20 protein-coding genes and 2 pseudogenes are annotated in these 20,292 nt (G+C 71.9%); 12 read left to right on the forward strand and 10 right to left on the reverse strand.

Annotation, left to right across the window (positions count from 1 at the left end; genetic code table 11):
• Window positions 1-86: 86 nt before the first annotated feature.
• From AC3ETA_RS31060 to AC3ETA_RS31080, 5 genes are all read left to right on the forward strand, one after another.
• The gene (locus tag AC3ETA_RS31060) at window positions 87-833 is read left to right on the forward strand and encodes an SOS response-associated peptidase (RefSeq protein ID WP_432196207.1); all 747 of its coding nucleotides are present in this window, start codon (window positions 87-89) and stop codon (window positions 831-833) included.
• Window positions 834-974: 141 nt separating this feature from the next.
• On the forward strand, window positions 975-1,901 hold the full coding sequence (locus tag AC3ETA_RS31065; protein WP_432196208.1) for a metal ABC transporter solute-binding protein, Zn/Mn family: 927 nt from the start codon (window positions 975-977) through the stop codon (window positions 1,899-1,901).
• 11 nt (window positions 1,902-1,912) lie between these two features.
• Window positions 1,913-2,737, forward strand: a complete 825-nt coding sequence (locus tag AC3ETA_RS31070) for a metal ABC transporter ATP-binding protein (RefSeq protein ID WP_432196209.1) — start codon at window positions 1,913-1,915, stop codon at window positions 2,735-2,737.
• Window positions 2,734-3,603 (forward strand): metal ABC transporter permease, encoded by an 870-nt coding sequence (locus AC3ETA_RS31075; RefSeq protein ID WP_432196210.1) that lies wholly within the window; start codon window positions 2,734-2,736, stop codon window positions 3,601-3,603. Before AC3ETA_RS31070 ends, AC3ETA_RS31075 begins: the two co-directional genes overlap by 4 nt.
• Before the next feature lie 72 nt (window positions 3,604-3,675).
• On the forward strand, window positions 3,676-5,769 hold the full coding sequence (locus tag AC3ETA_RS31080) for an HAD-IC family P-type ATPase (RefSeq protein WP_432196211.1): 2,094 nt from the start codon (window positions 3,676-3,678) through the stop codon (window positions 5,767-5,769).
• A 117-nt stretch (window positions 5,770-5,886) separates the two neighbouring features.
• On the opposite strand, the pseudogene AC3ETA_RS31085 reads toward AC3ETA_RS31080, so the two are convergent.
• Window positions 5,887-6,228 (reverse strand): annotated as a pseudogene (locus AC3ETA_RS31085) (substrate-binding domain-containing protein); the annotation flags it as partial.
• 60 nt (window positions 6,229-6,288) lie between these two features.
• Window positions 6,289-6,423, reverse strand: coding sequence for a hypothetical protein (locus tag AC3ETA_RS31090; RefSeq protein WP_432196212.1), 135 nt, complete (start codon window positions 6,421-6,423; stop codon window positions 6,289-6,291).
• A 130-nt stretch (window positions 6,424-6,553) separates the two neighbouring features.
• Between AC3ETA_RS31090 and AC3ETA_RS31095 the strand changes: the two genes are divergently transcribed.
• The 3 genes from AC3ETA_RS31095 (at window position 6,554) to AC3ETA_RS31105 (ending at window position 9,040) form a co-directional block, all read left to right on the forward strand.
• Window positions 6,554-7,306: a helix-turn-helix transcriptional regulator gene (locus AC3ETA_RS31095; protein WP_432196213.1), complete on the forward strand. Its 753-nt coding sequence runs from the start codon at window positions 6,554-6,556 to the stop codon at window positions 7,304-7,306.
• 236 nt (window positions 7,307-7,542) lie between these two features.
• The gene (locus AC3ETA_RS31100) at window positions 7,543-8,520 is read left to right on the forward strand and encodes a pyridoxal-phosphate dependent enzyme (protein ID WP_432196214.1); all 978 of its coding nucleotides are present in this window, start codon (window positions 7,543-7,545) and stop codon (window positions 8,518-8,520) included.
• 163 nt (window positions 8,521-8,683) lie between these two features.
• Window positions 8,684-9,040 (forward strand): cupin domain-containing protein, encoded by a 357-nt coding sequence (locus tag AC3ETA_RS31105; RefSeq protein ID WP_432196215.1) that lies wholly within the window; start codon window positions 8,684-8,686, stop codon window positions 9,038-9,040.
• Between the two features lie 45 nt (window positions 9,041-9,085).
• On the opposite strand, the gene AC3ETA_RS31110 is transcribed toward AC3ETA_RS31105, so the two are convergent.
• Window positions 9,086-10,063: an NAD(P)-dependent alcohol dehydrogenase gene (locus AC3ETA_RS31110; RefSeq protein ID WP_432196216.1), complete on the reverse strand. Its 978-nt coding sequence runs from the start codon at window positions 10,061-10,063 to the stop codon at window positions 9,086-9,088.
• Between the two features lie 191 nt (window positions 10,064-10,254).
• Between AC3ETA_RS31110 and AC3ETA_RS31115 the strand changes: the two genes are divergently transcribed.
• Window positions 10,255-10,956: an SDR family oxidoreductase gene (locus tag AC3ETA_RS31115; protein ID WP_432196217.1), complete on the forward strand. Its 702-nt coding sequence runs from the start codon at window positions 10,255-10,257 to the stop codon at window positions 10,954-10,956.
• A gap of 7 nt (window positions 10,957-10,963) precedes the next feature.
• Here the strand turns inward: AC3ETA_RS31115 and AC3ETA_RS31120 are convergent, their stop codons facing one another.
• Window positions 10,964-12,325 (reverse strand): vWA domain-containing protein, encoded by a 1,362-nt coding sequence (locus AC3ETA_RS31120; RefSeq protein ID WP_432196218.1) that lies wholly within the window; start codon window positions 12,323-12,325, stop codon window positions 10,964-10,966.
• Window positions 12,322-13,179: an AAA family ATPase gene (locus AC3ETA_RS31125; protein ID WP_432196219.1), complete on the reverse strand. Its 858-nt coding sequence runs from the start codon at window positions 13,177-13,179 to the stop codon at window positions 12,322-12,324. Before AC3ETA_RS31125 ends, AC3ETA_RS31120 begins: the two co-directional genes overlap by 4 nt.
• Window positions 13,180-13,374: 195 nt before the next feature.
• On the opposite strand from AC3ETA_RS31125, the gene AC3ETA_RS31130 reads away from it, so the two are divergent.
• On the forward strand, window positions 13,375-13,944 hold the full coding sequence (locus AC3ETA_RS31130; RefSeq protein WP_432196220.1) for a TetR/AcrR family transcriptional regulator: 570 nt from the start codon (window positions 13,375-13,377) through the stop codon (window positions 13,942-13,944).
• 83 nt (window positions 13,945-14,027) lie between these two features.
• Here the strand turns inward: AC3ETA_RS31130 and AC3ETA_RS31135 are convergent, their stop codons facing one another.
• A complete protein-coding gene (locus AC3ETA_RS31135; RefSeq protein WP_432196221.1) occupies window positions 14,028-15,338 on the reverse strand; it encodes an FtsX-like permease family protein in 1,311 nt (436 codons plus the stop codon).
• Window positions 15,339-15,341: 3 nt separating this feature from the next.
• Complete coding sequence (locus AC3ETA_RS31140; RefSeq protein WP_432196222.1) at window positions 15,342-16,133, reverse strand: ABC transporter ATP-binding protein; 792 nt, start codon at window positions 16,131-16,133, stop codon at window positions 15,342-15,344.
• Window positions 16,134-16,304: 171 nt separating this feature from the next.
• Between AC3ETA_RS31140 and AC3ETA_RS31145 the strand changes: the two genes are divergently transcribed.
• Both AC3ETA_RS31145 and AC3ETA_RS31150 read left to right on the forward strand, forming a co-directional pair.
• Window positions 16,305-16,895, forward strand: coding sequence for a hypothetical protein (locus AC3ETA_RS31145; RefSeq protein WP_432196223.1), 591 nt, complete (start codon window positions 16,305-16,307; stop codon window positions 16,893-16,895).
• Window positions 16,896-17,175: 280 nt separating this feature from the next.
• Window positions 17,176-17,226: pseudogene (locus AC3ETA_RS31150) on the forward strand (hypothetical protein); the annotation flags it as partial.
• A 146-nt stretch (window positions 17,227-17,372) separates the two neighbouring features.
• On the opposite strand, the gene AC3ETA_RS31155 reads toward AC3ETA_RS31150, so the two are convergent.
• From AC3ETA_RS31155 to AC3ETA_RS31165, 3 genes are read right to left on the reverse strand one after another with little or no spacing between them, the layout of a single operon-like run.
• Window positions 17,373-18,044 (reverse strand): LutC/YkgG family protein, encoded by a 672-nt coding sequence (locus AC3ETA_RS31155; protein WP_432196224.1) that lies wholly within the window; start codon window positions 18,042-18,044, stop codon window positions 17,373-17,375.
• Window positions 18,041-19,519, reverse strand: a complete 1,479-nt coding sequence (locus tag AC3ETA_RS31160; RefSeq protein ID WP_432196225.1) for a LutB/LldF family L-lactate oxidation iron-sulfur protein — start codon at window positions 19,517-19,519, stop codon at window positions 18,041-18,043. The genes AC3ETA_RS31155 and AC3ETA_RS31160 overlap by 4 nt, the downstream gene beginning before the upstream one ends.
• Window positions 19,516-20,271 carry a (Fe-S)-binding protein gene (locus AC3ETA_RS31165; protein WP_432196226.1) on the reverse strand — a complete coding sequence of 252 codons (756 nt, stop codon included), beginning with the start codon at window positions 20,269-20,271 and terminating at the stop codon, window positions 19,516-19,518. Before AC3ETA_RS31165 ends, AC3ETA_RS31160 begins: the two co-directional genes overlap by 4 nt.
• Window positions 20,272-20,292: the final 21 nt, after the last annotated feature.

Consider the following 20,292-nt stretch of genomic DNA (forward strand, 5'->3'; position numbering starts at 1 on the left):
ACACCTCCTCCGGCCCGAGCCGCCGCGCCACACCCCCGACCACCTCACCAGGACCCACACCCCCCCCGCCGTGGCACAGTGGCCCTATGTGCGGCCGCTATGCCTCCACCCGCAGCCCCCAGGACCTGGTCCAGCTGTTCGAGGTCACCGAGTGGCACCCCGAGGAGACCCTCGCGCCGAGCTGGAACGTGGCCCCGACCGACGAAGTATGGGCGGTCCTGGAGCGCCCTCCGCGTGGCGCCGACGAGGACACCCCGGCCCTGCGCCGGCTGCGGCCGCTCCGCTGGGGCCTGGTGCCCTCCTGGGCGAAGGACGTGAAGATCGGCGCGAGGCTGATCAACGCGCGCGTGGAGACCGTGCACGAGAAGCCCGCCTTCCGCCGAGCGTTCGTCAAACGCCGCTGCCTGCTCCCGGCCGACGGCTTCTACGAGTGGGACCAGGTCAAGGACGCCAAGTCCGGCAAGGTCCGCAAGCAGCCCTACTTCATCCACCCCGAGGACGGGCAGGTCCTGGCCCTCGCCGGTCTGTACGAGTTCTGGCGCGACCCGGCCGTCAAGGACGGCGACGACCCCGCCGCCTGGCTGCTGACCTGCACCATCATCACCACCGAGGCCACCGACGCGGCCGGCCGCATCCACCCCCGGATGCCGCTCGCCCTCACCCCTGATCACTACGACGCCTGGCTCGACCCCCGGCACCGGTCCACCGACGACCTGCGTGCCCTGCTCACCACGCCTGCCGACGGCCAACTGGACGCCCGCCCCGTCTCGCCCGCGGTGAACAGCGTCAGCAACAACGGTCCCCAGCTCCTGGACGAGGTCCCCGCCCCCTGACCGCGGCGAAGGTGAGCTCTCGGTAAGGGCTGGTCCGGGAGAGGCTCATAGAGCGGTTTTGACATCCATTTTCATTTAGTGTGGAGCCGCTGCCGGGACGAATCGGGCTCGGCGGATCATTCGCCCTGCTCGGAGGTATCCATGCCCACGCCCCGACCCCGTCTGTCCGCGGCCCTGCTGACCGGCACCTGCATGACCCTCCTCACGGGCTGCGCCGGCTCCTCGGGCACCGCCGGAGCGCACAGTCCCGCCGCGGCCTCCGCCGTCACCGTCGTGGCCTCGACGAACGTCTACGGGGACCTGGCCCGGCGAATAGGCGGCACCAAGGTCCAGGTCACCTCGCTCATCAGCGATCCCGACCAGGACCCTCACTCCTACGAGGCCGACGCCCGCAACCAACTGGCGCTGTCCAGGGCCGAGGTCGTCATCGAGAACGGCGGTGGCTACGACGACTTCGTCGACCGCATGCTGAGGAGTTCCGGCTCTTCCCCCGAGGTGATCAACGCCGTCGAGGTGTCCGGGAAGACCGCCCCGAAGGTCGGGGAGCTCAACGAGCATGTCTGGTACGACTTCCCGACCGTCGCCGAACTCGCCGACCGCATCGCCGCCGCACTGGGCAAGGCCGACCCGGCCGGCTCCGCGACCTTCACCGAGAACGCGAAGGACTTCCTGCGCCTGCTCCGGCCGCTGGAGCGGAAAGAGGCCCGGATCAAGGCCGGGCACGGCGGCGAGGCCGTGGCGATCACCGAGCCCGTTCCGCTCTACATGATCGAGGCCTGTGGGCTGAGGAACGCCACTCCCGAGGAGTTCAGCGAGGCGATCGAGGAAGGCGACGACGTCTCCCCGAGGACCCTGCGGAACACCCTGGCGCTGTTCAGCGGCAGGAAGGTCAGGGCGCTGGTCTACAACGAGCAGACCTCCGGCCCGCAGACCGAGAAGGCGCAGCGCGCGGCCGAGGCCGCCGGCATCCCGGTCGTACCCGTGACCGAGACCCTCCCCAAGGGCAAGGACTACCTCGCCTGGATGACCGCCAACGTGGACGCGCTCGCGAGCGCGCTGACCAAGTGACAATCCCCGGCGTGTCCCACCCCGGCGCGGACGACGCTCTGATCGGCCTGCGACGAGCGGCCCTGTCGTACGGCGAGCGTGTGGTGTGGCGGGACCTCGATCTGGACGTGGGGCCGGGCGAGTTCCTGGCCGTGCTCGGGCCCAACGGGGCCGGCAAGACCAGCTTCGTCCGCGCACTGCTCGGGCAGCGGCGGCTGTCCGCCGGCACGCTCACGGTGCTGGGCGGTCCGCCCGGCCGCGGCGGTCGGCACATCGGCTACGTACCCCAGCAGTCGACCCTCTCCGCGCAGGCGATGCTGCGCGCCCGGGACCTCGTCCGCCTCGGCGTCGACGGGCACCGCTTCGGACCGCGGCCGCCTACGAGCGAAGTACGCCGCCGCGTGGACGACGTCCTCGCCTCGGTCGGGGCCACGGCGTACGCCGACGTCCCCCTCGCCCGGCTCTCCGGCGGCGAACGGCAACGCGTGCGCATCGGGCAGGCCCTCGCGACCGATCCGCGTGTCCTGCTCTGCGACGAACCGCTGCTCTCCCTCGACCTGCACCACCAGCGGGCGGTCACGGAACTGGTCGACGCCCGGCGCCGCTCCCACGGCACGGCGGTGGTCTTCGTGACCCACGAGATCAACCCCGTGCTGGGCCTCGTGGACCGTGTGCTGTACCTCGCCCGCGGTGGCCATCGCATCGGCGCGCCCGACGAGGTCCTCACCTCCGAGGCGCTGTCGCGGCTGTACGGCACCCAGGTCGACGTCGTACGCGTCCGCGACCGCGTGGTGGTCGTGGGCGTACCCGACGAGTCGGCACACCATTCCCAACTGCCCGACGGAGCAGGGCCATGACCCTCGCCCAGGGGACCTGGCAGCAGATCCTCGTCTTCGACCACTACGGCGAACTGCTCGCCCTCGTCCACAACTCCCTCGTCGCCGGGGCCGCGCTCGGCCTCGTGGGCGGGCTGGTGGGCGTGTTCGTGATCATGCGGGACCTGCCGTTCGCGGTGCACGGGATCAGCGAGCTGTCGTTCGCCGGTGCCTCGGCCGCGCTTCTGCTGGGTGTGAACGTCGTGGCCGGGTCGATCGTCGGCTCGCTCATGGCGGCGGGGGCCATCGGGCTGCTCGGGGCGCGGGCCCGGGACCGCAACTCGGTGATCGGCGTCATCATGCCGTTCGGCCTCGGGCTGGGCGTGCTGTTCCTCGCGCTGTACAAGGGCCGCGCGGCGAACAAGTTCGGTCTGCTGACCGGGCAGATCGTCGCTGTCGACACCCCGCAGCTGTCCTGGCTGCTCGGCACGTCGGCGGTGGTGCTGGTCGCGCTCGCGGTGATGTGGCGGCCGCTCGTCTTCGCGAGTGCCGACGCGGAGGTGGCCGAGGCGCGCGGTGTGCCCGTGCGCGGGCTGTCCTTCGCCTTCATGATCGTGCTGGGCCTCGCGGTCGCACTGTCCGTCCAGGTCGTCGGCGCCCTGCTGGTCCTCACCCTCGTCGTCACACCCGCGGCGGCCGCGGCCAGGGTCACGGCCTCGCCGGTGCTGCTTCCCGTCCTGAGTGTGGTGTTCGCGGTGGCCTCCATCGAGGGCGGCATCCTGCTGGCCCTCGGCGGCAGCATCCCCATCAGCCCGTACGTCACCACGCTCTCGTTCGGGATCTATCTCCTGTGCGGACGTGCCGGCCGCAAGCGGGCCCGGACCGGCGGCGTCGATGGGAAGGGCTGACGTGAAGGGCTGGCATGAAGGGCTGACATGAAGGCATGAATGAGTCTTCATGTATTCCTCTATTGTGGGGGCATGACTGTCACGCTCACTCCACCCGCGGCCGACTCCGCCGCTCCCGCGCGCGCCGGAGCCGTCCCCAGGCGGCGCACCCGGCTGCTCGCCCTGCCGGAGGTCCGCTGGGCCGGCGCGGCCACCGCGCTGTTCCTGCTCGCGCTGCCCCTCCAGCTCGCCGGAGCGCCCGCCTGGATCTGGGTTCCGCTGTACGCGTTGTCGTACGCCACCGGTGGCTGGGAGCCGGGCTGGGAGGGGCTCAAGGCGCTCAAGGACAGGACGCTCGACGTCGATCTGCTGATGGTCGTCGCCGCCCTCGGCGCCGCATCGATCGGGCAGGTGATGGACGGCGCGCTGCTGATCGTCATCTTCGCGACCTCGGGCGCGCTGGAGGCGTTCGCCACCGCCCGCACCGCCGACTCGGTGCGCGGCCTGCTGGACCTGGCGCCCGCCACGGCCACGCGTATCACCGCCGACGGAACCGAACAGTCCGTCCCCGTCGCCGAGTTGGCGGTCGGCGACACCGTCCTCGTACGGCCCGGCGAGCGCGTCGGAGCCGACGGACGGGTGCTGGACGGAGCCGGCGAGGTGGATCAGGCGAGCATCACCGGCGAGCCGCTCCCGGCGGCGAAGGGGCCGGGCGACGAGGTCTTCGCGGGCACCCTCAACGGCACCGGCGCGCTGCGCGTCCGGGTCGAGCGGGACGCCTCCGACTCCGTGATCGCCCGCATCGTACGGATGGTGGAGGAGGCGTCGCAGACCAAGGCGCCCACGCAGTTGTTCATCGAGAAGGTCGAACAGCGTTACTCGCTGGGCATGGTGGCCGCGACGCTCGCCGTGTTCGGCGTGCCGCTCGCGTTCGGCGAGGCGTTCTCCGAGGCGCTGTTGCGCGCGATGACCTTCATGATCGTGGCCTCGCCGTGCGCCGTGGTCCTGGCCACCATGCCGCCCCTGCTCTCGGCCGTCGCCAACGCCGGCCGGCACGGTGTGCTGGTGAAGTCGGCCCTGGTGATGGAGCGCCTCGGCCAGATCGACGCCGTGGCTCTGGACAAGACCGGCACTCTCACGGAGGGGACGCCGCGGGTCGTCGATGTACGGCCGTTGCGCGAACGTGGTCTGGACGAGGACGAGTTGCTGACGCTCACGGAGGGGACGCCGCGGGTCGTCGGCGTACGGCCGTTGAGCGAATGCGGTCTGGACGAGAACGAGTTGCTGACGCTCGCCGCATCGGCCGAGCACCCCAGCGAGCATCCGCTGGCCCGCGCGGTGGTGGACGCGGCGCGTGAGCGCGGCCTCGACCTGCCGGCCGCCGAGGACTTCACGTCCGCGCCCGGGATCGGCGTACGGGCCGTCGTCCGGGGCCGTACGGTCGAGGTGGGCGCACCTGCGCGGCTGCTCGCCGAGGCCGAGGCCGAGTGTGCGGCCGACAGCGACAGCGACAGCGACGGCGCGGTCGCGGCACTGGCCCGGGAACTGGAGGAGTCCGGCCGTACCGCCGTCCTCGTGGTCGTCGACGGAACCCCGGCCGGTGTGCTCGGCATCGCCGACCGGCTGCGTCCCGGCGCGGCCGCCACGGTCGCCGCTCTGACCGTCCTCACCGGCACCGCCCCGATCCTCCTCACCGGCGACAACCCCCGCGCCGCTGCCCGCCTGGCCGCCGAGGCCGGTGTCGAGGACGTGCGGGCCGGGCTTCTGCCGCAGGACAAGGTGGGTGCGGTACGGGAATTGGAGGGCGCGGGGCGCCGGGTGATGGTCGTGGGGGACGGCGTCAACGACGCGCCCGCGCTGGCCGCCGCGCACATCGGCGTCGCCATGGGCCGAGCCGGCTCCGACCTTGCCCTGGAGACCGCCGACGCGGTGATCGTGCGTGACGAACTCGCCGCTGTACCCGCCACCGTCGCCCTGTCCCGCCGCGCCCGCGAACTCGTCGTGCAGAACCTCGTCATCGCCGGGGTGTTCATCGCCGGCCTCGTCATCTGGGACCTGGTCGGCACGCTGCCGCTGCCGCTCGGCGTCGCGGGCCACGAGGGTTCCACGGTCCTCGTCGGCCTGAACGGGCTGCGCCTCTTGCGAGACGCCGCCTGGGACCGGGCGGCTGCGGAGGGAACCGGCTGACACTGGACGCGCCTCGGAGCCATCCTGACGGCGTGATGACTGCGCACGCGACTGCCGGACCCGACCGGGGGCGAGCCGCCAACGAGCGGGAGGTGCGCCGCTGCCGGCGCGGATCACCAGGTCGACCGGGCCCGGTGTGCGGGGCAGGGACGGTTTCTCGGTGCTGTCGAGCCGGTCCAGCAGCAGCCGCAGCGAGCGCGTGCCGATCTCGGCGAAGTCCGTCCGCACGGTGGTCGGCGGGGGAAGGGAGTGCGCGGCGGCCCGGGGGATGTCGTCGTAGCCCACGACACTGATGTCGCCGGGAACGGAGCGGCCGGCTTCGTGGAGGGCGTGCAGTGGGCCGAGGGTCATCTGGTCGCTGGCGGCGAACACGGCTGTGACGTCCGGGAGCGGGGCCGGATCCCGGCCCGGCTCACAGCCCGGGTCGGCACTCCGGTCGCCGATCAGCGGGGTCGGCACCTCCGCGCCGACGGCCTCCAGACCGGCCTGCCGACTGCCCAGCCGGTGGCCGGCCGAGGTTCAGCCGGTCGGGCCCGCGATGTGCCACACCGTACGGTGACCGAGGCCCGTCAGGTGCTCGACGGCCTTGCGGGCCCGGGCCCGGGGGGCGCCGGTGACCTGCTGGGTGTCGGCGTCGAGGCCGTTCTCCAGCACGACCAGCAGGGTGTGGCGTGCCGGGGATCGGATTCGATTTGGACTGGGAGTACAGCAATTGGACGTGTAGTCTAGTGAGTGGTCACTCGGTGCGTGTGGTGCCGAGTGCGGGCGGAGCGAGGTGTGGGCGATGGCGGCCGATGAGGCACTGGAGGCGGAGCGGGACGCGATCGTCGCCGCGCTGGGGCCGGTTGCCGACGGGCTCGCGGCGACGTTCGGGCCGATGTGCGAGGTCGTCCTGCACGACTACCGGCGGCCGGAGAAGTCCGTGGTCGCCGTGGCCGGGGCGGTGACCGGGCGGGCCGTGGGCGGCGCGATGAGCGAGATCGGCATGCGGATCGTCGCGCGCGGCGAGGGGGCGGGCGACGAGCTGAACTACGTCACCCGTACCCGCGGCGGCAAGCTGGTCAAGGCTTCCACGATGGTGCTGCGCGACTCGACGGGCACGGTGTTCGGCGCCCTCTGCGTCAACCTCGACGTCACCGCGGTGAACGACGCCCACGCCCTGCTCGGCGCCCTCGCCGGCATCGGCGCCGCCCCCGCCGACGTGCCGGTCACCACCTTCGGCAACGACATCGACTCCGTCGTGGACGCCATCCTCGACGCCCATCAACTCCGGCAGAACGGCAGCTGGGCCGGACTCGACCGCGCCCAGCGCCTGGAGCTGTTCCGCGGTCTCGACGAGCGGGGCGTGTTCGCCGTCCGGCGCGCGATCGAGCAGGTCGCGGGGCGGCTCGGGATCTCCCGTGCGTCCGCTTACAGCTATCTGTCGCAGGCGCGGGCGGAGGGCGGGGCGGCGGCGGACCAGGGCGGGACCGTCGAAGACGCGGGATCCGCGGCGGAGCGAGCGGTGGCGGGCGAGCTGCGGCGGACCGCACCGTGACGGACCGAAGCGCGACGGACCGAGCCGTGACGGACAGAAGCGTGATGGACCGAGCCGTGATGGACCGAAGCGTGATGGACCGAAGCGCGACGGACCGAAGCGTGACGGACGTGACCACGGCCTGCTCGGTCGCGTAGGACCCAGCCGCGTCGGCCCCGGCCATGTCGAACCCGGCTACGTCGGACCTGGCCGCAGCAGACCGAGCTGTCATCACCAAGACACCCTGGAGGACACGCGTGACGACCACCACCCCGCCGGTCACCCTCGACGACGTCCGTGATGCCGCCGCGCGGCTCAAGGTCGTCGCCCATCGCACCCCCGTGCTGCGCTCGCGCACGCTCGACGAACTGGTCGGCGCCGAGGTCTTCCTCAAGTGCGAGAACTTCCAGCGGGTCGGCGCCTTCAAGTTCCGCGGCGCCTACAACGCCGCCTCGCGGCTGACCCCCGAGCAGCTCGGCCGTGGCATCGCCGCCTACTCGTCCGGCAATCACGCCCAGGCCGTCGCCCTGGCCGCCCGGGAACTCGGCACCACGGCGGTCATCGTCATGCCGGAGGACGCCCCGCCGTCGAAGCGCGCGGCGACCGAGGGCTACGGCGCCGAGATCGTCACGTACGACCGCTACACCGGCGACCGGGTCGCGATCGCCGAGGCCCTGGCCGCCGAGCGGGGCCTCGCGCTGATCCCGCCGTACGAGCACCCGCACGTCATGGCCGGCCAGGGCACCGCGGCTCTGGAACTCCTGGAGGAGGCAGGGGAGCTGGGCGCCCTGCTGACGCCGGTCGGAGGGGGCGGGCTCATGGCCGGCAGCGCCACCGTCGCCAAGGGACTGCACCCGGACATCCGGATGATCGGTGTGGAACCGGAGGCCGGTGACGACACCAAGCGCTCCCTGGAGGCGGGGCGGCGCATCAGCATCCCGGTGCCGCACACCATCGCCGACGGGCAGGCCCTGCACATTCCCGGGGAGCTGACCTTCTCCGTGAACCGGCGGCTCGTCGACGAGATCGCGCTGGTCGCCGACGACGAGATCCGGGACGCGATGCGGTTCGCCTTCGAGCGTCTGAAGATCGTCGTCGAGCCGAGCGGCGCCACCCCGCTCGCCGCCCTGCTCACCGGCCGGGCGGGGGCACTGCCGCGCCGGGTCGGCATGATCGTCTCCGGCGGGAACGTCGACGCCGCACGCTTCGCCGAGCTCTGCGGGAACCGGGCCTGAGCCGGCGTTCCCCCGCCGGCGAGCGGGCCGTCCCCCGGTTGGCGGCCCCGGGTGGACAGGCGGACGATTGAGGGGAAGGAGGCCGGCCGCCGACGGCGGTGTCCAGGGCCGCCGGGGAGACCGGCACCGGCCGCGGTGAATCACGGCCGGAAGGGAGCGCGTCATGTTGGAAGTGAAGACGCTCGGCAAGCCCGACGAGCGGCGTGATTTCCCCCGCGGCCACCTCGAAGCCGTCCACATGCCGGACCTCGATTTCGCCGTGGCGACGTTCGAGCCCGGCTGGCGCTGGACGGAGTCCGTGGCCCCGCTGGCGGGCACCAAGACCTGCCAGATGCACCACAACGGCTACATCCTCCAGGGCCACCTCCACATCCTCATGGACGACGGCACCGAGACCGACGTCGGCCCCGGCGACGTCTTTGTCTGCACCCCCGGGCACGACGCCTGGGTGGTGGGCGACGAGCAGGTCGTGACCTACGACTTCCAGGGGCAGACGGCACGGGAGTTCGCGAAGAAGTAACCGCCGACCTGCACGAAAAGCACCCGTCGGCTCCACGCCGGCACGTCACACGGTGACGACGACCTTGGCGCGCGCGTGCTCCACCTCCAGGTAACGGATGGCCTCGGCCGCCTCGCTCAGCGGATACGTCCGCTCGACGACTGGAGCGATCTTCCCGGACTCGGCCAGCTCCCGCAGCGCGTCGAGGTTCGCCCTGCTCTGCCGAGCGGCGATCTCCAGCAGCTGGTGGTTCCGTGCGAACGGAGCCACCAGTCGGCGCTTGATGAACAGCCCCATCGGTCCGACGACGCTGCCGCCCTCGTACACCCCGCCGCCGGACAGGACGAGCGTCCCGACGGGGTTGAGCACGCGCCGGAACTCCCCGAGCGAGTGGTTGCCGACCAGGTCCAGCACCACGTCGTAGCGCGCCTCGCCCCGGGTGAAGTCCTCCTGGGTGTAGTCGACGACCCGGTCGGCGCCGAGTGAGCGCACCATGTCGACGTTGCGGGTGCTGCACACGGCCGTCACCTCGGCGCCGTACGCCTTGCCGAGCTGCACGGCGAACGTGCCCACGCCGCCCGACGCCCCGTTCACCAGCAGCGTCTGCCCCGGCTGCACCCGGGCGACGTCACGCAGGCCGATCAGGGCGGTGTTGCCCGCCAGTGGTATCGCCGCCGCCTGCTCGAAGGTGAGATCGGCCGGCTTCGGACCCACCTCGTCGGCCCGGGCGCACACGTACTCCGCGAACGCGCCGTCGGCCTCGCCGTACACCTCGTCTCCGGGCTTCAACTCCGTGACACCGGAGCCCACCGCCTCCACCACACCCGCGAAGTCCCGCCCCCGCACGGGCGCCTTGGGCCTGCGGAACCCCATCATGGTGCGACCGATCACCGGGTCGCCGTGCATGAGGTGCCAGTCGTACGCGTTGACCGAGGCAGCGTGCACCCGCACCAGCACCTCGTCCGCCGTCGGCACCGGCCTGTCGACGTCCCTGAACTCCAGGACGTCCGCCGAGCCGTACCGATCCTGAATCACTGCCTTCATGGGATCCCCCTCCACTCCTGTCGAGCGTATGGATGCCGGACCGCGCCGGCCATCAGGGGCGGACCCTGATTTTCTCCGGGGTCGAGCCCTCCCCTTGCCCTGAGGAAACCGATCGGTTTACGCTTCCGAGGCAAGGAAACCGATCGGTTTCCAATCTCTGGACAAGTGCTGAGCATGACGAGGAGACCCTCATGACCACCATCGAAGGTTCCGTGGCCCTGGTCACCGGCGGCAGCCGCGGCATCGGCCGCGCCCTGGTCGCCGCCTTGTACGAGCGGGGCGCGAAGAAGGTGTACGCCACCGCCCGCGACCCGCACACCGTCACCCACCCGGACGCCGTGCCGCTGGCCCTGGAGGTCACCGACCCGGCGTCCGTGGCGGCCGCCGCCGAGCAGGCCCAGGACGTCACCCTGCTGATCAACAACGCGGGTGCCTCGGTCAACGCGAACTTCCTCGACTCGCCGGTCGACGACGTCCGGCGCGAGTTCGAGACCAACTTCTACGGACCGCTCCTGGTCACCAGGGCCTTTGTCCCCGTCATCGAAGGCAACGGCGGCGGCCACATCCTCAACGTCCACTCCGTGCTGTCGTGGGTCGGCATCGCCGGCTCCTACAGCGCCTCCAAGGCCGCCTTCTGGTCGCAGACCAACTCGCTGCGCCTGGATCTGAGGCCGCGCGGCATCGAGGTCACCGGGCTGCACGTCGGATACGTCGACACCGACATGGCCGCCCATGTCGATGCGCCCAAGTCCACGGCCGAGAGCGTCGCGGCGCAGGCCCTCGACGGGATCGCGTCGGGCGCCTACGAGGTGCTGGCCGACGACATCTCCCGGCAGGTGAAGGCCGGCCTGTCGGCGGATCCGGCCGCCCTCTACCCGCAGCTGGCCGCCTGACCAAGCCCTACTGGACCGGCAGCAGCCGCTCCACGAGCGCGCTGAGCTGCCGGGCGGTGCGGCACTCGTGCATCTCGACCAGCTCGGCGTAGGAAGGCGCGGCGGAGTCGCCCGTGCCCCAGCTGGAGCGCTGCTCCGGGTTCAGCCAGTACACGCGGCGTGCCTGGCCGGCGATCTGCCGTACGGCGGGCAGGTTCGGGTCGCTCATGTTCGTGCGGGCGTCGCCGAGGACGAACACCGTCGTGCGCGGTCCGACCGCGTCGCCGTACCGCTCGGCGAACTCGCCCAGCGCCATGCCGTAGTCGCTGCTGCCGTGATAGCCCGTGAGTGCGGCCTCCGCCTCGATCCGGGTGCTGAGCCCCTCCGGATCGGCGGTGCCGCGCTCCAGCAGCCCCGTCACTTCGTCGATCCGGTTGACGAAGGCGAACACGCGCACCTTGCTGAACTGGTCGTGCAGCGCCTGCACCAGCAGCATCGTGAAGTCCGAGAAGCCGGAGACCGACCCCGACACATCGCACAGCAGCACCAGTTCGGGGCGGGCCGGCCGCCGTCTGCGCAGCACCGGCCGCATCGGCACCCCGCCCGTCGACAGCGATCCGCGCAAGGTGCGGCGCAGGTCGATCGTGCCGCGCGCGGCACGGCGTCGGCGTGCCGCGAGCCGTGTCGCCAGCTTGCGCGCGAGCGGCTGAACGGCCCTGCGCAGCTCGGCCAGTTGGGCCTTCCCGGCGAACAGGAAGTCGACCCGGTCGGCGGTCGGGGCCACCGCCCGCCGGGCGATCTCGTCGCGCCCGCGCCGCTCGGCGACCCGGCGCCGCGCCTCCGCGGCCACCAGCCGGCGGAAGGTCTCGATGCGCCGCCGGATCTCGTCCTCCAGCAACCGGTCCGCGAACCCCGAACTCGCACCCCGCCCGCGGACGTCGTCGCGCACCCGGGCCAGCAGGGTCTGCGGGCGCAGCCGCTCCAGTGCCTGGTACGACGACCAGCCGTCCGACTCCGGAGAGGATCCGTAGCCACCGAAACCGTCCACCGCCTCCACCGCGAGGCGGCCCATCATGGCCTGGTCGTCGGCCGCCAGCGCCGCCGCCAGCCGGTCCCGCAGATCGTCCCGTCCCGCGGCCTTCTCCTCCGGCGCGCCGACACCGCGCGGGAAGTACAGGTCGAAGACCGGGTCGAACACCGGCCGTTGCCCTGTGCCGTGCAGCAGCGTCGCCGCCAACCCCTCCCGCAGCAGCTCCCGGTCCGTGAGGCCGAGCACCTCGATGGCCTGCGCCGCGTCCACGGTCTCGCCGGTACCGATCCGGATGCCGTGCGCGCGCAACGCGCCGACCAGGGAGGTCAACCGCTCCGCGACGCCCGTCGGGGTCGTCACAGGGCGTCCAGGTCGAGCTTCGCCGTCGCCTTGAGGACGTCGTCCTGATGCTTGAGCAGAACGCCGAGGGTGGCCTGTACGACCGTCTCGTCGAGCGAGTCGGCGCCGAGCGCGAGCAGGGTGCGCGCCCAGTCGATGGTCTCCGCGACCGATGGCACCTTGCGCAGGTCCATCGCCCGCAGCGCGCCGACGACGCGCACGACCGAGCGGGCCAGCGCCTCGTCGAGGCCGGGCACCTTCAGTCGTACGATCCGGCGCTCCAACTCCTCGTCCGGGAAGCCGATGTGCAGGAAGAGGCAGCGGCGGCGCAGCGCCTCGGACAGCTCCCGGCTGGCGTTGGAGGTGAGCACGACGAAGGGGCGGCGGGTCGCGGTGATGGTGCCGAGCTCCGGGACCGTGACCTGGAAGTCGCTGAGCACCTCCAGGAGCAGGCCCTCCACCTCGACGTCGGCCTTGTCGGTCTCGTCGATCAGCAGCACCTTCGGGTCCTCGCCCCGGATGGCCGTCAGCAGTGGCCGGGTGAGCAGGAACTCCTCGCTGAAGATGTCCGTGCGGGTCTCGTCCCAGGTCTCGTCGCGGCCCGCGCTGATGCGCAGCAGTTGCTTGGCGTGGTTCCACTCGTACAGCGCCCGGGACTCGTCGACTCCCTCGTAGCACTGGAGCCGTACCAGCTGTGCCTGCGCCACCTGGGCAACGGCCTTGGCCAGCTCCGTCTTGCCGACTCCGGCCGGGCCCTCCACCAGGAGCGGCTTGCCGAGACGGTCGGCCAGGAAGACGGTCGTGGCGACCGCGGGCGAGGCGAGATAGCCGGTCTCGGCCAGGCGCGCGGAGACGTCGTCGACGGATGTGAACAACGGGGGCCTCCAGCTCGGCGGCGACGGTCGGAACGGTCAGGACTGCCGGGTCGGTCGGGACCGTCATGGCGGACAGGCCGGACCGGGCACCTGTCTAAGCGCTTGTTCAGCGATGATGCCACGATGGCTCCCGGTACCGGAAGGTGGTAGACCGATCGGTTTCCTCTTGCTTTCCGGAGAGGTAACCTCGCCGGTATGGCCACAACAGACAAGGCGTCCACCAGGGACCGGCTGCTCGACGCGGCGGCCGAGCTCTTCTACCGGGACGGCGTCTCCATCGGCGTCGAGGCGCTGTGCCGGACGGCCGGTGTCTCGAAGCGGTCCATGTACCAGCTCTTCGCGAGCAAGGACGAGGTCCTCGCGGCCAGCCTGGCCCGACGGATGCCGGAGTACGAGGCCCAGCTGGCGCCGGACGTCCAGGACGCCGCCACCCCGCGCGAGCGGATCCTGAACGTCTTCGAGCGGCTGGAGAAGGCGTCCACGGAGCCCGCCTACCAGGGCTGCCCCTTCCTCGCCGCGCTGGTCGAGCTGAAGGATCCGGAACACCCCGCGAGCGCGGTCGCCCGCGAGGCGAAGGACTGGACGAAGGGCTACTTCCGCACCCACGCCGAGGACGGCGGCGCCCGCGACGCGGAACTGCTCGCCCGCCAGCTGATGCTGGTCTTCGACGGGGCCAGCGCACGGTCCGGGGCCCGGGTCGAGACGCTGGACGGGCTGACCGTCGCGACGGCGACCACGCTGCTGGACGCCGCCGGCGTGAAATGACGAGGCGGCCGCCGCAGCGACCGCCCTGCACGCCCACCTCTTCTCACGAGGCCACAGCGACCGCCCTGCACGCCCACCTCTTCTCACGAGGCCACGGCGACCGCCCCCACGGCCGGGGTGCGCAGCATCCGCCGGGCCGTCACCAGGCCGGTCCCCAGCGTCACCGCCGCCGCGACGCCGACGACCGCGAGTCCGATGCCGTACACCTCGCCCGGCAGCACCTCGTCGGAGCGGACCACGGTGAACGGGACGATCCCCGCGAGCGCGGCCAGCGCGCCGAACACGACGCCCGTGACCGTCAGGATCAGCCCCTCGACGCCCACCGTCCCGAGCACCTGCCCCGGCGTCGCCCCCGCGAGCCGCTGCTGCCCGAACTCCCGCGAGCGGTAACTCGTCGCCGCGTAAAGCGAGTTGACCAGCATCACGCAGACGAAGACCACGATGATCCCGACAACCGTGAAGTTCAGGGTCTCCAGGGTCTTGTCGTCGACCGACTTGGCGATGCCGAGGGCCTCGACGGTGTCGCTCTCCACCGCCTGCATGGTGAGCGTGGCCGTGGCCACCGCCGTGAACAGGATCAGCGACATCAGGATCCCGGCCAGCTGACCGGCCCGCTCCCGCAGATTGCGCACCGCCAGCCAGCCGCTCGCCCCGCTCAGCGGCAGCCGGTTCAGCACGCCCTCCAGCAGCCGCGGCGCGAGCAGTGCGAAGCCCACCGACAGCAGGATCGCCCCGTACGCGGGCGGCGCCATCAGGGCCGCGTCCGACGACGGGAACGCGAACGTGGAAGTGACCGACGCCGCCCCCACGAGGAGCGCCGCACAGGCGAGGAACGTCCGTGCCCCGCCCCGCTTCGCCGGCCCGCGCGTCGCCCGCCGTACGGCGAGGAAGGCAGCGCCGGCCGACGCCAGCAGCGTGATGTCGATGCCCGAGATCAACGCGATCGGGCCGAAGGCGTGCGGGACGGACTCGGCGACCTGACCGCTGTCCTGGAACAGGTCCAGCAGCGCCCGGCCGCCCAGCATCGCCGGCCCGATCGCCAGCGCCGCACCGACCAGGGCCACGACCACGGCCTCACCCACGACCATCCGCTTCAGCTGCGCCGGAGTCGCCCCCGAGCAGCGCAGCAGCTCCAACTCTGCCGCCCGCTGACGGACGTTGACCGTCAGGGTCGAGGCGACCGCGAAGAAGACCAGCAGGGTGCCGTAGCCGCCGACGACGCCCGCCGCGGTGGACAGGGTCTCCGCGCTGGTCGAGTCGACGCCGTCCCGCGCCGCCGTGTCGTGCATCGAGTTGAACGTCATGATGATGACCGCGCCCAGGAACGCGGACAGCAGCGTCGCGAGGAACCGTCCGGGCCGGTGCCGGATCGAACGCAGGGACAGCACGAACATCGCTCACACCCCCAGAGCCACATCGTCGCCCAGGTGCGCCAGGCGCTCGGCCACCGCGTCCGGGGTGGGCCCGTCCATCCGGCCGGCCAGCCGGCCGTCCGCCAGGAACAGCACCGAGTCCGCGTAGGAGGCGGCGACCGGGTCGTGGGTCACCAACACCACGGTCCGGCCGTGCACCCGTACCGCCTGCTGGAGCAGCCGCAGCACGTCACGCGCGCTGCGGGTGTCCAGGGCGCCCGTCGGCTCGTCCGCGAAGACCACCCGGGGCTCGGTCACCAGCGCGCGGGCGATGGCCACGCGCTGCCGCTGACCGCCGGACAACTGGTCGGGGCGGTGCCCGAGCCGGTCGCCGAGGCCGACGGACGTCAGAACCTCCTTGGCCCGGGCGCGGTCGACGCGCTGCCCGGCGAGCTTCAGCGGCAGCACCGTGTTCTGCGCGACCGTCAGCGTCTGAAGCAGGTTGTACTGCTGGAACACGAACCCGATCCGGCCCCGCCGGAACTTCGTCAGCTCCGCCTCACCGCCCCCGGTCAGCTCGGTGCCGTCCACCCGCACGATGCCGCTGTCGGGCCGGTCGAGCCCGGCCGCGCAGTGCAGCAGGGTGCTCTTGCCGGACCCCGACGGTCCCATCACCGCGGTGAAGGTGCCCCGCCCCAGGCCCAGCGTGATCCCGTCCAGAGCGGTCACGGAACTGTCCTGCGCGCCGTAGGTCTTGGTGACCTTGACCAGCCGCAGCGCCTCCGCGGCGGGTCCCGTGTCGTGCGTGCGTCGCGAACCTGCGCGAAACATCGTCATCACTCTCCGTCCGAGCACTCCCTGTGCCCTGCCGAAGAAGCTACGGAGAGGGCGACGGGAGCACATTGGGCGCAGAACCCGTCTTGCCGGGTGTACTCAGCGACACCCCCGACGGGAGGCCGGCCCCGGTGACCGACGGCGTTGTCAGTGGCGCGCTGTACCTTCCGACGCATGGGGATCTATCTGGTGAGCGTCGGCGCGCAGGAGTGGTTCGGCGAGGAGGAGGACGGCCGGGGGGACGTCGCCGCCGCGCTGAACGAGGAGTTGGGCAGGCGCGGGCTCCCGCCGTACACGGGTGTTCCCGAGGAGACCGACTTCGCACCCGGCTCCGGCACGGCCTTCGAGGAGAAGCTCGTCCCGCCCATGGACGGCTTCGTCGCGTTGTGCCGGGCGCACCTGTCGAAGGCCGAGGAGGAGCTCCTCCTCGGCTGGACGGTGCTGGTGCCGGTGCCGCTCGACGAGGAGATCGAGCTGCCGATCGAGTCCGCCTACGACCTGACGACGACCGTCGCCGCAGCCCCACAGGTCCTCGCCCTCACCGAGCGGCTCGCGGCGGCGCTGGAGCTGCCGACCGACGCGATACCGGCGACGTCCGACAACCTGGAGCTGACCTGCTGGTTCCTGGACGGTGAGGCGAAGCGGTCCGCGGCGGCCCGGCCGGGACGGTGGGCCGACGACCTCGACACGGCCTTCTACGCGGCGGTGTACCTGCGCGCCGCCCAGCACTCGGTACGACGCCGCTGCCCGATCGTCTACTCCTGACCGCGGCCGGCGGCAGCCGCTCCGTCAAATCGGTGACAGGGCTGGTGCCTTGGAAGACTTCCCCGGGCGCCCGCTGCCGGTACAGGTTCGGCCATGACGGAGAACGGGGGGCACCGCCAGGCGCGTTGCCTCGGCCGGCGGTACTGGGTGCGCAACGGCGCCACCACCATCCGGGCGCGCTGGAACTCCGCTTCCGGCACTTCTTCCTCAGGCCCACCTCGACCCGACCGGCAAGGTCACCCGGGTCGGCGGGACCCATCTCGCGCCCTGCGGCGAGATCGTGAGCGAGTGGCACAAGGACGACCGGAAGCTGACCCACCGGGCCGTGGCGCCCGCCAACAGCACCGCGGCCCTGCGCATTCCCGCCGCCGATCCGCCGACGGTCCGCGAGGGCCGCACGCCGCTGGCCCAGAACGGGGGCATCGAGTACCTGGGCTTCGCGGACGGTGTGGCCTCCTACCGGCCGCCGTCCCGCCGCTACGCGGTGACGTCCGCGCTCGCCCGATCCTCACCCACCAGCACCACCTCAAGGGTGCGCGGGCCGTGCACCCCCTCGACCCGGTCCAGCTCGATGTCGCTGGTCGCCGACGGACCGGAGATCCACGTCAACGGGCGGACCGGGTCGAGGCGTTCGAGAGCCTGGGGCACCGACGACACGACCTGCTCCGGAACCCGTACGACACAGATGTGGTGGTCCGGGACGAGCGTGATGCGGCGCCGGCCCTGATCGGGGGAGCCGTCCAGCACGATCGTGCCGGTCTCGGCCACCGCCACGGCACACGCCGTGACGACGCTGTCGACCTCGTCCAGTTCGTGCGGGGTGCTCTCCGGCCGGTCCGCGATCCGCTCGGCGTCGGCCGTCGCCAGCCAGCCGATGTCCAGGCCGGGCGGCACGAGCACCGTCTTCGCCCCGCGCGCCGCGAGCATCCCGGCGATCGTCGCCGCGAGATCGGCGGGTGTACAGCGGTGCACGATCGCCCGGTAGTCGGCGAGGTTCTCGGCCAGCAGATCGACCCTCTGCGCGACACCGCGGTCCCCGTGCTCGCGCAGATAGTCGCGCGGCACCGCCTGCTCGTACGGCGCCTCCTCGCGCGGCACGTCCGCGAGCGCGCGCCGCACCCGGCCCAGGATCCGTTCCCTGCTGCTCACTTGGCCCCGTCCTTTCCGCCCTGCGTGCGCTGCCACCAGTCCCGGAACGGCTCCGCGGGCACCGCCGGAAGATCCCGTGTCCCGCTCCACGCCCTGCCGGGTCCGGGCAGTGAACGCGGATGCAGCCGGCGGGTGCGCGAGGCGAGCCGCTGGCCGGTCCGCAGGGCGCCCGGGCGGCCGAACGCCCAGCGCGCCGCCCGCATCGCCGCCCGCTCGGCGGCATGCCCCTTGGCGGGCTTCAGCACCACCTTGTTGCCCTTGACCGTCACCTCGCCGCCCGTCACGACCCGCTCCCGCAGATGCACCAGCACCTCGGGGATGTCGATGGCGACCGGGCACACCTCGTAGCAGGCCCCGCACAGCGACGACGCGTACGGCAGCGAGGCGTCGATCTCGCTCGTCACGCCCCGCAGCTGCGGGCTGAGGATGGCGCCGATCGGGCCCGGATAGACCGAGCCGTAGGCGTGCCCGCCGGCCCGCTCGTACACCGGGCACACGTTGAGACACGCCGAGCAGCGGATGCAGCGCAGCGCCTGGCGGCCGACCTCGTCGGCGAGCGTGTCGGTGCGGCCGTTGTCGAGGAGGACCAGATGGAAGGTGCTCGGCCCGTCGCCGTCCGTCGTGCCGGTCCACATGGTGGTGTACGGGTTCATGCGCTCGGCGGTGGAGGAGCGGGGGAGGGTCTGCAGGAACACCTCCAGGTCCTGCCACGTGGGCACGATCTTCTCGATGCCGACGACCGAGATCAGCGTCTGAGGCAGCGTCAGGCACATCCGCCCGTTGCCCTCGGACTCCACGACCAGCAGGGTGCCGGTCTCGGCGACCATGAAGTTGGCGCCGGAGATGCCGACCTTGGCCCGCAGGAACTTCTCCCGCAGATGCAGACGCGCGGCCTCCGCGAGCTCGGCGGGCGTGTCGGTGAGGCCCTCGGGTGCGGGGCGCCCCCACTCACTCATCTCGCGCTCGAAGATGTCGCGGATCTCGCCCCGGTTGCGATGGATCGCCGGCACCAGGATGTGCGAGGGCCGGTCCTTGCCCAACTGCACGATCAGCTCGGCGAGATCGGTCTCGTAGGCGTGAATGCCCTCTTCGAGAAGCGCCTCGTTCAGCCCGATCTCCTGCGTGGCCATCGACTTGACCTTGACGACCTCCGACTCCCCGGTCGCCCTGACCAGATCGGCCACGATCCGGTTCGCCTCGTCGGCGTCGGCGGCCCAGTGGACGGTGCCGCCCGCCGCCGTGACCGACTCCTCCAACTGCACCAGATACCGGTCGAGATGACGCAGGGTGTGGTCCTTGATCCGCTTGCCCGCCTCGCGTAGCGCCGCCCAGTCGGAGACCTCCGCGACGGCTTTGGCCCGCTTGGCACGGATGGTGTGCGTGGCGTGACGCAGATTGCCCCGCAGAGTCGCATCGTGCACGGCCTCGTGCGCCGCCTTGGGAAAGGCCGGCATGCCCAGATACGTCCCGCTCATACGGCCGGTTCCTCCTCCGTGCTCGCCAGGATCTCCGCGATGTGCACCGGCCGCATGCCCGTCCGCAGCCGGGCCATGGTCCCGCCGATGTGCATCAGACAGGAGTTGTCGGCCGCGCACAGCACCTCAGCGCCCGTCGACTCGGCGTTGCGCACCTTGTCCGCGCCCATCGCCGCCGAGACATCGGAGTTCTTCAGGGCGAAGGTGCCGCCGAAGCCGCAGCACTCCTCGGCCCCCGGCAACTCCGTCAACTCAAGCCCCCGCACGGCCTGGAGCAGCCGCCGGGGCCGGTCCCCGAGGCCGAGGGCGCGCAGCCCGTGACAGGTCGGGTGGTACGTCACCCGGTGCGGGTAGTAGGCGCCCACGTCCGTCACCTCCAGGACGTCCACCAGGAACTCCGTCAGCTCGTACGTCTTCGGCACCACCGGCGCCAGCGTCGTCGCGAGCGTGTCCCCGCGTCCCTCGGCCCGGGCCCGCTCACCCATCCGCGGATAGAGCTCCCGCACCATCGCACCGCACGACCCCGACGGGGTGACGATCGCGTCGTACTCACCGAAGACATCGGAGAAATGCCGGGCGAGCGGCTCGGCCTCTTGCCGGTATCCGGTGTTGTAGTGCGCCTGCCCGCAGCAGGTCTGCGCCATCGGGAAGTCGACCTGGACGCCGAGCCTGGTCAGCAGTTTCACCACGGCGCGACCGGTGTCCGGATAGAGCGTGTCGTTGACGCAGGTCAGGAACAGGGCGACACGCATCGCGGCTCCTTCTGATCGATC

It is taken from the genome of Streptomyces sp. bgisy027, from assembly GCF_057710365.1.

Coding starts and splice junctions, on each gene's coding strand:
- AC3ETA_RS31075 (WP_432196210.1), top strand. CDS start 2,734: ATGACCCTCGCCCAGGGGACCTGGCAGCAGATCCTCGTCTTCGACCAC.
- AC3ETA_RS31060 (WP_432196207.1), top strand. CDS start 87: ATGTGCGGCCGCTATGCCTCCACCCGCAGCCCCCAGGACCTGGTCCAG.
- AC3ETA_RS31105 (WP_432196215.1), top strand. CDS start 8,684: ATGTTGGAAGTGAAGACGCTCGGCAAGCCCGACGAGCGGCGTGATTTC.
- AC3ETA_RS31140 (WP_432196222.1), bottom strand. CDS start 16,133: ATGACGATGTTTCGCGCAGGTTCGCGACGCACGCACGACACGGGACCC.
- AC3ETA_RS31135 (WP_432196221.1), bottom strand. CDS start 15,338: ATGTTCGTGCTGTCCCTGCGTTCGATCCGGCACCGGCCCGGACGGTTC.
- AC3ETA_RS31115 (WP_432196217.1), top strand. CDS start 10,255: ATGACCACCATCGAAGGTTCCGTGGCCCTGGTCACCGGCGGCAGCCGC.
- AC3ETA_RS31160 (WP_432196225.1), bottom strand. CDS start 19,519: ATGAGCGGGACGTATCTGGGCATGCCGGCCTTTCCCAAGGCGGCGCAC.
- AC3ETA_RS31095 (WP_432196213.1), top strand. CDS start 6,554: ATGGCGGCCGATGAGGCACTGGAGGCGGAGCGGGACGCGATCGTCGCC.
- AC3ETA_RS31165 (WP_432196226.1), bottom strand. CDS start 20,271: ATGCGTGTCGCCCTGTTCCTGACCTGCGTCAACGACACGCTCTATCCG.
- AC3ETA_RS31080 (WP_432196211.1), top strand. CDS start 3,676: ATGACTGTCACGCTCACTCCACCCGCGGCCGACTCCGCCGCTCCCGCG.
- AC3ETA_RS31110 (WP_432196216.1), bottom strand. CDS start 10,063: ATGAAGGCAGTGATTCAGGATCGGTACGGCTCGGCGGACGTCCTGGAG.
- AC3ETA_RS31145 (WP_432196223.1), top strand. CDS start 16,305: ATGGGGATCTATCTGGTGAGCGTCGGCGCGCAGGAGTGGTTCGGCGAG.
- AC3ETA_RS31065 (WP_432196208.1), top strand. CDS start 975: ATGCCCACGCCCCGACCCCGTCTGTCCGCGGCCCTGCTGACCGGCACC.
- AC3ETA_RS31130 (WP_432196220.1), top strand. CDS start 13,375: ATGGCCACAACAGACAAGGCGTCCACCAGGGACCGGCTGCTCGACGCG.